General features: G+C 54.4%; 13 protein-coding genes, 1 pseudogene and 1 riboswitch. Of the genes and pseudogenes, 12 read left to right on the top strand and 2 right to left on the bottom strand.

Annotated features, from left to right (window positions below; all coding sequences use genetic code 11):
• The first annotated feature begins 19 nt into the window (after nt 1–19).
• The 4 genes from NZD89_RS17175 to NZD89_RS17160 all read left to right on the top strand — a co-directional run bounded on the left by NZD89_RS17175 (nt 20) and on the right by NZD89_RS17160 (nt 4,001).
• Nucleotides 20–631, top strand: a complete 612-nt coding sequence (locus NZD89_RS17175) for a cupin domain-containing protein (protein WP_268004014.1) — start codon at nt 20–22, stop codon at nt 629–631.
• Between the two features lie 209 nt (nt 632–840).
• Nucleotides 841–1,869 (top strand): HoxN/HupN/NixA family nickel/cobalt transporter, encoded by a 1,029-nt coding sequence (locus NZD89_RS17170; RefSeq protein ID WP_268004013.1) that lies wholly within the window; start codon nt 841–843, stop codon nt 1,867–1,869.
• 106 nt (nt 1,870–1,975) lie between these two features.
• Complete coding sequence (locus NZD89_RS17165) at nt 1,976–3,235, top strand: MFS transporter (protein WP_268004012.1); 1,260 nt, start codon at nt 1,976–1,978, stop codon at nt 3,233–3,235.
• A 31-nt stretch (nt 3,236–3,266) separates the two neighbouring features.
• Nucleotides 3,267–4,001: a class II aldolase/adducin family protein gene (locus NZD89_RS17160; RefSeq protein ID WP_268004011.1), complete on the top strand. Its 735-nt coding sequence runs from the start codon at nt 3,267–3,269 to the stop codon at nt 3,999–4,001.
• Nucleotides 4,002–4,156: 155 nt separating this feature from the next.
• Here the strand turns inward: NZD89_RS17160 and NZD89_RS17155 are convergent, their stop codons facing one another.
• Nucleotides 4,157–4,780, bottom strand: a complete 624-nt coding sequence (locus NZD89_RS17155) for a trimeric intracellular cation channel family protein (RefSeq protein ID WP_268008519.1) — start codon at nt 4,778–4,780, stop codon at nt 4,157–4,159.
• A gap of 142 nt (nt 4,781–4,922) precedes the next feature.
• Between NZD89_RS17155 and NZD89_RS17150 the strand changes: the two genes are divergently transcribed.
• Both NZD89_RS17150 and NZD89_RS17145 read left to right on the top strand, forming a co-directional pair.
• Nucleotides 4,923–6,422 carry a spore germination protein gene (locus NZD89_RS17150; protein WP_268004010.1) on the top strand — a complete coding sequence of 500 codons (1,500 nt, stop codon included), beginning with the start codon at nt 4,923–4,925 and terminating at the stop codon, nt 6,420–6,422.
• Between the two features lie 152 nt (nt 6,423–6,574).
• Nucleotides 6,575–7,144, top strand: a pseudogene (locus tag NZD89_RS17145) (AAA family ATPase); the annotation flags it as partial.
• A 188-nt stretch (nt 7,145–7,332) separates the two neighbouring features.
• On the opposite strand, the gene NZD89_RS17140 reads toward NZD89_RS17145, so the two are convergent.
• Nucleotides 7,333–7,863 (bottom strand): C40 family peptidase, encoded by a 531-nt coding sequence (locus tag NZD89_RS17140; RefSeq protein WP_268004009.1) that lies wholly within the window; start codon nt 7,861–7,863, stop codon nt 7,333–7,335.
• Nucleotides 7,864–8,004: riboswitch (cyclic di-AMP (ydaO/yuaA leader) on the bottom strand. It abuts the gene before it with no gap.
• A gap of 393 nt (nt 8,005–8,397) precedes the next feature.
• Here NZD89_RS17140 and NZD89_RS17135 point away from each other — a divergent pair.
• Genes NZD89_RS17135 through NZD89_RS17110 form a run of 6 tightly spaced genes read left to right on the top strand, consistent with a single transcriptional unit; the run spans nt 8,398 to nt 12,101 of the window.
• Nucleotides 8,398–8,598 carry a hypothetical protein gene (locus NZD89_RS17135; protein WP_268004008.1) on the top strand — a complete coding sequence of 67 codons (201 nt, stop codon included), beginning with the start codon at nt 8,398–8,400 and terminating at the stop codon, nt 8,596–8,598.
• Nucleotides 8,595–10,286, top strand: a complete 1,692-nt coding sequence (locus tag NZD89_RS17130) for a recombinase family protein (RefSeq protein WP_268004007.1) — start codon at nt 8,595–8,597, stop codon at nt 10,284–10,286. Before NZD89_RS17135 ends, NZD89_RS17130 begins: the two co-directional genes overlap by 4 nt.
• The gene (locus tag NZD89_RS17125) at nt 10,273–10,674 is read left to right on the top strand and encodes a hypothetical protein (RefSeq protein WP_268004006.1); all 402 of its coding nucleotides are present in this window, start codon (nt 10,273–10,275) and stop codon (nt 10,672–10,674) included. The genes NZD89_RS17130 and NZD89_RS17125 overlap by 14 nt, the downstream gene beginning before the upstream one ends.
• On the top strand, nt 10,671–11,300 hold the full coding sequence (locus NZD89_RS17120; protein ID WP_268004005.1) for a GTPase domain-containing protein: 630 nt from the start codon (nt 10,671–10,673) through the stop codon (nt 11,298–11,300). The genes NZD89_RS17125 and NZD89_RS17120 overlap by 4 nt, the downstream gene beginning before the upstream one ends.
• A complete protein-coding gene (locus NZD89_RS17115; RefSeq protein WP_268004004.1) occupies nt 11,281–11,901 on the top strand; it encodes a hypothetical protein in 621 nt (206 codons plus the stop codon). Before NZD89_RS17120 ends, NZD89_RS17115 begins: the two co-directional genes overlap by 20 nt.
• On the top strand, nt 11,892–12,101 hold the full coding sequence (locus tag NZD89_RS17110) for a hypothetical protein (protein WP_268004003.1): 210 nt from the start codon (nt 11,892–11,894) through the stop codon (nt 12,099–12,101). The genes NZD89_RS17115 and NZD89_RS17110 overlap by 10 nt, the downstream gene beginning before the upstream one ends.
• Nucleotides 12,102–12,103 lie beyond the last annotated feature (2 nt).

Raw genomic sequence — 12,103 nt, 5'->3', positions numbered from 1 at the left:
AACGTAGGAGGAATGCGATATGGCGTGGGGAGAAGCGAAGGCGTGGAATCAAGGTGACAAGAGTTTGGCGTTTTACCAGGACACACTGACAGATGCCGTGGAGAAACCCATTCGCGACAAGGGGCGCAAGAAGATCGTCAAACCTTCTGAGATGCCGTGGGAGCTAGCGCCACAAGGTATTCTGAAGCACATGATCAACCCCCAGATGAACACGCGAATGGAAACGGTTGACGCGTACATGCAGATCATCCCCCCTGGTAGTCGGTCCGGCAAGCATCGGCATCTGGCAGAAGAGTGTTTATACGTCCTGGAGGGGCGAGGATACGATTTGCATCAGGACTGCGATGTCGAGATCACCGATACGTATCATTGGGTACCACAGGCTGAAGTCAAGCGGTTCGAGTGGAAGTCGGGGGACGTGATCTACATTCCGCCAAACACCATTCATCAACATTTCAACGCGGACCCCGAGCATCCAGTGCGTATGATCTCAGCCATCAACCGAATCTACAAATATTCGGGATTGAATGATTTGGAACAGCTCGAGAACGCACCTGAGTACAGGCAGGGTGTAGCGCTTAATGCCGAGATCGTGGCCGAGATGTTAGTGGTCAAGACCAACGTCGAGTAAGGCTCACCTGCGGCGTCAGGAGGATGCGGAGATGGCCACGAGCGGCAAATAGCCCCCCGAATCTACAAGGCATTCGCTACAATCCGTATCCTCCGGCGGGCGCATTGATTCCAGACGACAGATCAGGTGACAGTGAGAAAACCGTGAGTGCGTTGAATCGATTTTGGTGACGTGCATCAACAGGCTTTTCTGGATTGCGAGGGGCAGACGTGAAAACAAAAGCACATGGAACTGGGAAGCCTGGCTGGGTAGGCTATGGTGTCGTCGTCGTCCTTCTCCACGTAGTGGGAATCAGTTTTTTGATGACGGCCATTCCGCATCACCCGTCGCTGCTAGGGCTCGCATTGTTAGCTTACACATTTGGCCTCCGTCATGCATTCGATGCGGACCACATTGCCGCAATTGACAACACGGTTCGGAAACTGAGACAGCAAAGGCGAAGTGCCATCGGCGTAGGATTTTATTTTTCGCTTGGTCACTCCACGGTGGTTTGTGTCATGGCGGTGGTTACTGCCTTTGCCGTAGAGTGGGCCCAACGACACATTCCGCAGTTACAAACCGTCGGTGGAATCGTTGGGACACTTGTCTCCTCCTCCTTCCTCATTCTCATCGGTCTGCTGAACTGCGCCATCCTCATCAACATCTCCCGATTGTTCAAGGAGATGAGGCAAAGCCGGATCAGTGAGGAAAAAATGGAGAAATTGTTGCAGTCGCGCGGTCTGATCACCAGATTCGTCAGTCCGCTCTTTCGGTTGGTGAACCGAGATTATCACATCTACCCGATTGGCTTTCTGTTTGGGCTCGGATTCGACACCGCCAGTGAAATTGCACTCTTGGCGATCTCGGCTGGAGCGGCGAAGAATTCGCTCCCGGTCACAGGTGTTTTGTCGCTGCCTCTGCTCTTCGCGTCCGCTATGAGCCTGATGGATACGGCGGACGGCGTCTTCATGAGCTCCGCCTACAACTGGGCCTTGGCGACGCCCGTCCGCAAGATGTATTACAACTTGACGGTGACGGGATTATCCGTTGTCTCCGCCCTTGTGATTGGGCTCGTCGAGGCACTTCAAATCCTCATGCCCCAATTTGGAGCGAGCCAAGGTTTTTTCGGCTGGCTCGACAACCTGGATCTAGGTAACCTAGGATTTGTCATCGTGTCTCTATTTGTTCTCTCTTGGGGACTGTCTTATGGCATTTGGAAATTTTTCCGGATTGAACAAAGGTGGTCATCCCCAGAATAGTCGACAACTACATGGGCTCTGTCGCTTGCAAAAACATAGCGAGGACTGAAAGTCGAAGCGGCTTTCGCTGTCGATTTACACCTGCCTGCAGGGAGGAGGAACGTATGTGGCAACTCAAATAGAAAATGAATCCATCTCGTATCTGTCTGATGAAAGTCCAGCACAAGCGCGCTGGCGTCTGGGGATCCTCAGTGCCGGACATGGTGTGACGCATATGCAGGGGGCGGTGATGCCTCTGATTTACCCAATTCTGATGAACAGCATGGGATTTGGATACGTTGAACTGGGCGCCATGTTGACATTTACGAGGCTTGTGAACGGACTCTTACAGGGCATCTGGGGTGCCGTGGCAAAATATGTATCTGGAAGAGATATCATCGTCCTGGAGAACATTGGCGTCGGGATCGGAATCGGGTTATGTGGACTCGCCCACAATTTTGCGGAACTGACGGGTTACGTCACGTTGGGTCAAATTGTCGCCAGCCCGCATCATCCCATTGGTAGTGCTATGTTAGGCAAGTGGTTTAGCAAGACCAAACGGGGGGCCGCGCAGGCGATTCATTTTGCGACAGCCAACGTGGCCACCGTCATCTGCCCTCTGTTGGCAACGCTCCTCATCTCCGTTGTAGGATGGCGTGGCACACTGTATGTGTTCACGCTTCCGGGTTTGCTCATAGGCGTGATCATTCTGTTTTCGATGCCAGCAGAAATGCTCACGGCGAAGTCGAAAAACAATCTGAGTTTCACGGCGGGATTTTTTGAACCGTTGAAGAGTCGGTATGTGAGAAGATTGATTGTCACGGCGTCTATCACCGCGGGGGGAAAAGGGATTGGCATCATGCAGACGTTTCTTCCCCTATTTTTCCTCAACCATCTCCACTATAGCAAGTCGGTCACAGGTGTGTTGTTCACGTTGTTTACGGTGACGAGTGTAATAGGTCCAATGATCACTGGTAAATTATCCGACCGTTTCCATCGCCCAAAATTTCTGAGTTTCCTCTTATACGGGGCCTGTACAATGTCGTTCGTGATGGTCGTCTTTTCATCGGTGACCATCCGTGTCTGGCTGTTATGTCCTATCCTCCTCATCATGGGGCTCTTTGTGTACGGGTACAGCCCCGTCGAGCAGACCATCATGTCGGATATCACGTCGAATGATTTGCAAGCAAGTGCGTATAGCCTCTTTTTTGGAATCACGTTTGCTGCGTCATCCATGTGGCCACTCGTCTTGTCTATCGTCGTGAGTCACTTTGGATTTGCGGCGTTCTTTGTTTTTGTTGGGCTGTCTTACCTGGCGGGCGCACTGATATACTGGCGCGGAAATTGGAGTGCTGGCAGTGCCGACGTCGCGAATGTGTCAGGCTAGGCAGAAAAAATCAATCGGGTGGGAGTTCCTGATGAATGAGAGAGTGAAGCTCGCCGAGACCGTTAGGCTGTTTGAGGCATTGGACTTATTCGACATGAACGGCCACGTCAGTCTGCGGACAGAGGGCGGTTTTTTCACGCATGGCCGACAAGCGGCTCGTGCCACGCTGACGGTCAACGACATCATTAAAGTGGATTGGGACGCAGCCGTCTTGGAAGGAAACCACGAGCCTCCAAATGAAGTGTATATTCACTCGGAAATTTATCGAGTGCGCCCGGACATAAACGCCATTGCGCATTTTCATGCGCATTGGACGAACATACTGAGTCTCGCAGGCGTTCCGATACGCCCTGTCAGCTCCGTCACCTGCGGACTCGGCACTCAGATTCCCGTTTACCACGACCCGGATTCCATCAGTACGCGTGAACGAGGCCAAGCTGTCGCCGCGTGTCTTCGGGATAGGAAGGTTGTCGTGTTGCGTGCTCATGGAGCGATTGTCACGGGACAGACGCTGGAGGAAGTGCTTGTCGCCTCGAAGTATCTAGAAGTCAATTCCAATCGACAGGTGTTTGCCCGTCTTCTGAACCCCAATGCCGCATTGAGTGCGGATGAGATAGAACGGGTGGGGAAGTCCATTTGGATTCAGAAAAACATTGAAAAATCGTGGATGTACTATTATGAACGAGCCAAACGTGATGGTCACCTGTATGGCGTAATGGAGGAAAGCGCTATTGAGCCGACAGGTCGGCACGGGCGCGTACGATGACGTATCGCCTAGGCCAGCGCATGATCACTGCGTCGTTTATGCTGTTGATTTCGTAAGGGTGAATGTCCTGCGCAAAAGGCCACGGCCGTCGGTCGAGGCCTTTTTGCTTCGGACGGGACCGGCCCTTGCGAGGTGCTTTGGGCCTGAGGGTGAGGCTAATGGGTCCAGGTGTGTTCCGTATTCGTTAGGGACTTTCGCGGTAGCTCCCAGCCGTATCGGAGCGATATCATTCGCATCACGGCGACGACGGCGAACAACGCGTATTGCATCCACACTTCGCGGGCCAAGTTGAGCCCGATTATGAGGCCTGCTAGAATACACCAGAGCGCATAAATCTCCGTCCGGAAGACGAGCGGCTTTCGCCCTGCGAGGATGTCTCGGATGATTCCACCGCCAATTCCCGTCATGAGCGCAGCGATGATGGTGGTGGTCAGCGTACTGTGTGCCGCGTGGGCATATGTCGCGCCTTCAGTCGCAAACGCCGCCAGGCCTAACGCGTCGAAAAAACTGCCCATGCGATGCCAGTGGCGTAACCAGCTGGAAGGCATGACGAAGACCAGAAAAATCGTGAATGTCGCCGTGAGGAACAGCCCAGGCTGGTGCCAGATGTTTGTCACGGGCAATCCGAGGACGAGGTTGCGGACCATTCCGCCACCAAATGCGGTAACAAAGCCGAGGACAAAGAGACCGAGCAAATCGAATCCCTCTTCCATCGCCACGATAGATCCACTCACCGCAAAAGCAATCGTGCCAATCACATTCATCACTTGCCAGACCATCTGGTTCACCTCTTTAATTCCGTCTGCCAGTGTAACGGCGAGCGGGCTCCTGTGCAACCTCAATATTTTGCCTTGTTCGCGAATCGTTTGGAAACGATTGGGGAATGAGTAAAGGAGATAGCGGCTTCGGGAGGAATGCATGGTGGTCAAACAGATACCAGAAGTGAAAGAACAGGTCATAAGCCCGAAACTAGAGGAGAATGTTACGTACCTCAACAACCTTTTGGGAATTGGAACGACGTGGGACGTCATCGCAAAACCGTTCAAGTTTGGGCGGTTGAATATGATGTCGTACGTGGCGAACGGTTTTTTTCTGACGATGAACGTGGTGCTGATCCTCGAAAATCTTCAGGCGAGTATCGAAGCGTTTGAAAAGAAGCACGAGAATGAAGATTATACGCTTGACCAGCTCGTCGTCTACCTCAATACGAACGTCTCATTTGTCCAGGTACAAGTGTTCGATAAGATGGCCGATGCCGTGCGGTTTATATTGTCCGGTCCCTTGATGACGTTTATCGACGGCTACGATAAGGCACTGATGATTGACACGCGTATTTATCCGATGCGAAGTATCACGGAACCGACGATGGAGCGGGTTGCAAGGGGAAATCACGACGGCTTTACGGAAACGATGTTGATGAACACGAGCCTCATTCGTCGTCGCCTTCGCGATCCTCGATTGCGGGTGGAACTCATGCAGATTGGCAATCGCGGTCAGAACGACGTGAGTTTTATGTATCTAAAAGACGTGGCAGATGAGGGCCTCGTCAAAGACATTCGTGGCAAGCTGAAGTCCATCGACTCCGGCGGACTTGTGCTTGGCGAGCAACAGGTCATGGACTATCTCGGCAAATTGAAGTGGAATCCCTACCCCATCGCCCGCTATACGGAACGGCCAGATGTGGCGAGTACGGCACTGCTTGAGGGCCAGGTTGTCATCGTGGTGGACAACACGCCCGAGGTCATCGTCGCGCCGTCCACGTTTTGGCAGCATATGCAGCATCCGCAAGAGTATCACTCATATCCCATGATCGGGACGTACTTGCGATGGTTGATTGCTTTCGCAGTGTACATGAGCATTTTTTTGCCTGGCGTCTTCTTACTGGTGAATGCACATCCGCACTGGGTTCCAAAATGGGGTGCTTTCTTTCTGTCCAATCGTCACGATCCTTTGCCGCTGTGGGCGCAGTTGCTAGTCGCTGAAGTTTCGTTAGATATCTTGCGGCTGGCGGTCATTAACACCCCCTCTGTGATGGCATCTGCTGTCGGCATCGTCGCGGCCTTGCTGTTCGGACAGTTTGCGACGACCATCCAGTTGTTGCAACCTGAGGTCCTGGTCTACATGGGATTTGTCATGATGGCCCAGTATGCCACTTCGTCTTACGAACTCGGTTCCGCGAATCAAATGGCGCGGTTCTGGATCATGGGCTGGACCGCCATCTTCGGGGTCATAGGCTTCGCCATTTCGTTTGTCTCTTGGTTCATCCTGTTGGCCACCATGAAGACGTTTGGGAAGCCGTATTTGTGGCCGCTCATTCCATTCAAGTGGAAGCACGGATTGACCGATACCTTAATTCGTCAGCCCAGCTACAAACTCGGAGGGGTGCCGGAGATCCTCCGAAGAAGGCGGGGGCGCGCATAATTTCACCAAGCACCCTAGGTCATGCCCAGGGTGCCTCATTTTGTTCTGGGCCATCACCCATATTTGCGCCCATGCATAGGTTGAGGTGTTGGCCGCTCGGGCAAATACGTCAAACGAGGGGTGGTTCCATGAAACCTGGCAGCCGAAATCGAATGACCCACACACCGAAAAAAGAGATGTCACTACAGGTGATTCAGGAATATGAACAGGGTCAAATCGCCCTGACGGAAGCCTTGCAACAACTTTCTGGACATCATTCCACAGCGTCGTCGGGACGTCCGGAGGTGGACAAATCACGACTGGTGTCGCTCCTCACAGAATTAGATGAATTGGTGGGGCTAGGCGAAGTCAAGCGAGTGGTGCGTGAGATCTTTGCGTACGTATTCGTACAACAAACGCGTATACGCCATCACCTCAAAGCGGAACCCGTGGTTCTTCATATGGTTTTTCTTGGCAATCCAGGTACAGGGAAAACCACTGTGGCCCGGATCTTAGCGCGGTTGTTCCACGAATGTGGGCTTTTGTCGCAGGGACACTTGGTGGAAGTGGAGCGAGCGGATCTCGTCGGTGAGTACATTGGACACACAGCCCAAAAGACGCGGGAACTGATTAAAAAAGCGCTGGGTGGGGTGCTGTTCATCGACGAAGCATACTCGCTGGCGAGAGGCGGGGAAAAAGACTTTGGTCGGGAGGCAATTGACTGTCTCGTCAACACGAAGGATTGAAATATGGTGGTGAGGTTGAGCTTTGGCTCGACGCAGTGGATGACGCGTCACTGAAGGCAGGGAAAACGTAAATGACAACGGGGGCGCCCATTGGGCGCCCCCGTTATCCTCACGAGCACAGCGTCGGTGCACATCTGCGAACACAGTCGAATCGTCATGCGTTCGCGTCCTCTGATGTGGGAGGTTTAGTACATCTTTTTCACGGCTGACAGGTGCTTGTACCAGTAGGAACCTGGCTTCACGCTCAGATATCCAACTTTTCCGAGTCCGCCGCCACATTGAATCATTTCACCGTTGCCAACGTAAATGCCAGAGTGTCCGCCGTCATTAAACGACAGTAAATCCCCCGGCTGCAAATCTGACTTGGGTTCCTTGTAACCAACCGACGTGTACTGTTTTGTAGAAAAGGTGGTGATCTTGTAACCCAGTGCATGGTGATAGACGTATGCCGTGAAATTGGAGCAGTCAAAACCATACTGTCCGCGGTCTTCGTTGTGTCCCCAGATGTAAGGCGTCCCGAGTTTGCTCTCAGCGACCTTCAGAACCGCGGTGGTTTTCGCTTGCGTCGACGCGCTCTCAGAGGCGAGCGGTTTGATGGAGTGATCGATACTTACCCCAGGTGGCAACTGAAACGTGCTTGCCATAGATACGGACGTACCCAGCGTAAAGACCGTGGCCATACCAGCCAATCCAGCGACGACAGATTTGATATTCAAAAGCTTTCCTCCCAGAGCCTCCGAGGTTAGTTGACGGGTTCGGTGGAAGAAATGTCCCTACGTGAAAGGCAAAACCCTTCACGATTCACCCCAAATAAAGTCCCCCGTACCTGCGTAAACAGGATTCGGCTTGTTTTTATGATTGACTCCAATAGGGTAACATGGTTGCCTCCCAATCGGTTTAGCGGGTTAGTGGGTGACATGGCGAATGATGGCGTGATGGGCAGGTCCTAGAAATCAAGTACGGGGGACTATCGTTTTTTGGGGTAAATGTGCTAGCACACGGGCAATCTCGGAAGCTGTGCACGCGTGCGCTAGTCTTTAACAACTACATAGAGTCCGGCCGCGCTGAGCGTGATCGGAAGACGGGGTTGTTCCAAAGTCACGCCAACGACTTTGGGACAACCCCTGTTTATTTTGCACGATGGTTCGCGAGCGAACTCGAGCGTAACCGCAATCCACAAGCGCTGGTTTGTCCGCCTTCGTCCGGTGCATACACATCACTCTGACACTCAGAATCAGGGGGGATGGCAGTTGGGACACCAGCACCCGAACCGATTCTCCGTCATCGCGATCCCGGCCGAAGATGACGTCACACTGTCTGAACGCTTAGGCTTGATGTCACATGTGCTCGTGACTCTGATGGGCAGGGCAGTTAGGATGTACGCCAAGGATGATCCCGAGGAGCGTGCGCAGTCCTCGCACGCGTCTGCCAGCGAAGGGGAATGCCGATGATCACGTTGGCGGTCGACAGAAATTTTGGCCACGAGTACTCGAAACAGGAACTCACACATCTGATGACCAGCATTAAAGCCGTGATTTACGCGCGCGTATCGACTCAGGATCAGGCGAAACACGGGTACTCGTTAGAATCACAAATCGCTCGTTCCCTCGAATTGCTCGAGACGAAATACGAGATCGCGGACGAAGACGTCCTTGCGGTGGTGGAACAAGGCGAGATGGGGGATGACCCCAATCGCCCGGCGTTAAACCAGGCGTTGTGGTTGGTCGAGCAGGGAGTTGGGAATAAGTTTGTGGTGCTGCATCCGGATCGGTTGGCACGCGATTTAAAATTACAGCTCTTCATCACGGAGCGGATATGGAACGCCGGCTGTGAAATCGTCTTCGTCGAGATGGACGTAGACCCGAACAATCCCGAGTCGCTGCTGCTGTATAACATCCAAGGCGCCATTGCTCAATACAACAAGGCGAAGATCTTGGCGAACTCGAAACGTGGCAGACGCGCGAAAGTGATGAACGGGAAAATCCCCGGAGTACGAAGGATTTATGGCTATTGCTTTGACAAAGCAAACGACACGCTGGTGGTGAACGAAGTGGAACGGGACGTCTACCTCATGATGGTCGACTGGATTTTGCGCGGGAAGGACGGTCGGCAAATGACTCTGACGTCCGTCGCCAGAGAGCTTTCGCTACTTGGGATACCTGCTCCAAGCGGCGACAAGTGGTACCAGGCGACGGTGAGTCGAATCGTCAAGAACCCGGTTTACACGGGCACGTTTTACTACGGCAAGACGGAGTGCCGCCAACGGGCCGGCAGGAAGGAAATCGTGAGGAGGCCGGCGCACGAATGGCAGTCGGTACCGGTGCCCGCCTATATCGACGAGAAGACGTTTCATCAATTGCAGGAGCGCATATCTCTTCTTGGCAGGCGCAACCGCGGCGCGAAACCAAAGGCTCCGTATTTGCTAAAAGGGCTCGTGCGATGTGGGCGATGTGGCGCCGCGGTGGTGGCCGGTGCGCCCTCGCGAGATAAACAGACCGGTGAGCCGATATATCGCTATTACGCGTGCTCGGGAAAGGGGCGAAAAATCTTTGAGGTGGGTACCGGGCGGCAAGTACACGCGTGCGCGGGAAGAAATTGGCGGCAGGATGTGGTCGATGACTACGTGTGGCGCTTTGTGTGTTCGTGTCTTGCAGAGGCGCGCAGCGCGTTGGAGCAGATCTGGGGGGAGCGGTCGGAAGCGCTTCGTTTGACAGAGGTGAAGACGCGCCGGCAGAAGCTATTATCCGCTGTGGCACAGAAGCGGGCGGAGCGCAAACGCTGGCTTCAACTGGCGGCTAAGGGCCGGGTCGACGATTCAGAGTTAGATGAAGCGCTACATCCCCTTTTGCGGGACCTCGCTGAACTATCGAGCCAACTGCGCCGCGCGGAACAGGAGTTGGCCTCCCTCACTGCGACAGGCGAAGGTGGGCGAGCGGGGGCGGCGATAGCGTCCTTTAGGCGCTACTTGGCCGGTGGAATTGGCGATTCGGAGAAAAAGCAGCTGGTCGATTTGTTGATTCGAAAAGTAGTGTTGCAGGATGACGTGATCGAAATCTATACCGCATGGGCTGACGGGGCCTACCTGCGCGGCCCCGACTCTAAGAATGTCAACGCTGGTCAAGGGGATGGAGGATTATAAAGACCAGTTCATCACGATTTTGGCCGGTTACGAATCGGAGATGGAGTGGTTTTTGAGTACCAATCCAGGGCTGCCCAGCCGCTTTCCAATCCAGATTCACTTTCCGGATTACGACGCGGAATCGCTTTTGCACATCGCCAAGCGCGCGGTGGCGAATCGACAATATCGGTTGAGCGTGGACGCAGAACTCAAACTGCGCAAGCAGATCCGGGAAGTGCTTTCGCAGGTGCACGGACGACAACCGTTTAGTAACGCTCGTTGGGTGCGCAATGTCGTGGAGCGAGCGGTTCGGCACCAAGCCGTTCGGCTGTTCGACGTCCAAAGTCCAAAGCGGGAGGACTTACTCACGCTACAGGCGGCAGACTTCGTGCAGGAGGCGAGGATATGAATACAGACGGGTTGGTCATCGGACGGACGAACGCCGGCAAGACGTCTTTTTGCCTGCGTCTCGCCCGAGCACTGGGCCTTCGGGAGTTGAATTGGCTGGTCGAGCGCACCGACGGGTGCACCGAGCGCAGACGGATGCTGCTCTCCGAGGCGCAGGGAATTCTCTCCTCCGGGGATGCGCACCAAACCAGGGAACTGCAGACACTGATTTTGTCCGTACCGCGAGGAAAGTCGGATCGCATCATTCGCGTGACCGACTCCACCGGCCTCGCTGACGGACTGCATCACGACGCATCCGTGCGCCGGGCCATGGCGCAGACGCTCCGGTCGATGATCGAAGCCAAAGTCGTGTTTCACGTCATTGACGCTTCGGTCGTCGGGCAGGCGTTACAGCGCGCCGGGGAGACGACAGGGTTTCGCTTGAACGATCTCGACGAGCAGATGTTCGCCCTCGGCCGCTCTCGGTCGAGTTACATCGTGCTTGCGAACAAGATGGACCTTCCTGGTGCGCGCGAGGGCTATCGATGGCTGCGCCAGTATCTTGACAAAGACCGAATCCTTGCCATCTCTGCGCGCGAGGGGACCGGGTTTCAAGAGGTGAAGCGCCATGTTTGGCGATTGGCTTGACCTCTTGACGACGTTTGTCGCGATTTTGCTCGCCGGGGCCACGGTCAAGATGATGGACGACGCACTGGATGTGGAGTATGACCTGTGCCGCGGTCGACGTACGCTGGCTGCCCGCTTGGGGCGCGCGTCTCTCCCGTATAGCCTCCTGACCTTCGGCCTCGCCATGATGGCCAATCGGGATGTGGCCTTGGCTGTGTTCCTCGGCAGTTATGCCGTCGGGATGTTCACGCGCGCAGAGGAGTTCCTGCCCAGTCGCGTCCCGGCGTACGTGGAAATTGTCATCGCCGCGTGCCTGCTCGTGATTCTGGTCGGCTGGAAGGACGCCCTCTGGGGGATGGCCGCAATGAGTATGATCGATTGGCTGGATGACGTGATGGATCGGCGCAAGGACGCAATTAGCGGCCAGGCAAACGTGGCGATTCGTTTCGGGCTGGTGGAGACGCTCGTCGCCATCCTCATCGTCTTTTGTCTGGCGCTCTACGCCGAGGTGTTTTGGACGATGTTAGCACTCGTCGCACTCGTCATCCTGAGTATCGTATTTGATGTGACGACGACCAAAGTGTTGGAACCTGAGGAGGAGGAGTGGGAACCATGGTCATGATGGTTTATATCGCCGCGCTTCTATTTACCTTTTTCGTCGCGTATGGATTTGGACGTGTGATCGGACAAAAGCAGGGCAGGCGAAAGGCCCTCGCCGAGGTTCCAATGATGCTTCGCGCGGCGTACCAACTTGAACAGCGTTGTCCGATTTGCGATGATGAACGAGAGTACCGTGCGTGTGACTTGCAAAATCAGGGGTGAGG

It is taken from the genome of Alicyclobacillus fastidiosus (genome assembly GCF_026651875.1).
In the GTDB taxonomy this organism is placed as follows: Bacteria; Bacillota; Bacilli; order Alicyclobacillales; family Alicyclobacillaceae; genus Alicyclobacillus; species Alicyclobacillus fastidiosus.
Note: the sequence above shows the minus strand (reverse complement) of the source record. Positions and strands in the feature narration are given on the sequence as shown.

Bases quoted from the DNA above. Each gene is read 5' to 3' on its own strand.
- NZD89_RS17130 (WP_268004007.1), top strand. From the start codon at position 8,595: ATGATCACGTTGGCGGTCGACAGAAATTTTGGCCACGAGTACTCGAAA.
- NZD89_RS17110 (WP_268004003.1), top strand. From the start codon at position 11,892: ATGGTCATGATGGTTTATATCGCCGCGCTTCTATTTACCTTTTTCGTC.
- NZD89_RS17120 (WP_268004005.1), top strand. From the start codon at position 10,671: ATGAATACAGACGGGTTGGTCATCGGACGGACGAACGCCGGCAAGACG.
- NZD89_RS17160 (WP_268004011.1), top strand. From the start codon at position 3,267: ATGAATGAGAGAGTGAAGCTCGCCGAGACCGTTAGGCTGTTTGAGGCA.
- NZD89_RS17155 (WP_268008519.1), bottom strand. From the start codon at position 4,780: ATGGTCTGGCAAGTGATGAATGTGATTGGCACGATTGCTTTTGCGGTG.
- NZD89_RS17125 (WP_268004006.1), top strand. From the start codon at position 10,273: ATGGAGGATTATAAAGACCAGTTCATCACGATTTTGGCCGGTTACGAA.
- NZD89_RS17115 (WP_268004004.1), top strand. From the start codon at position 11,281: ATGTTTGGCGATTGGCTTGACCTCTTGACGACGTTTGTCGCGATTTTG.
- NZD89_RS17175 (WP_268004014.1), top strand. From the start codon at position 20: ATGGCGTGGGGAGAAGCGAAGGCGTGGAATCAAGGTGACAAGAGTTTG.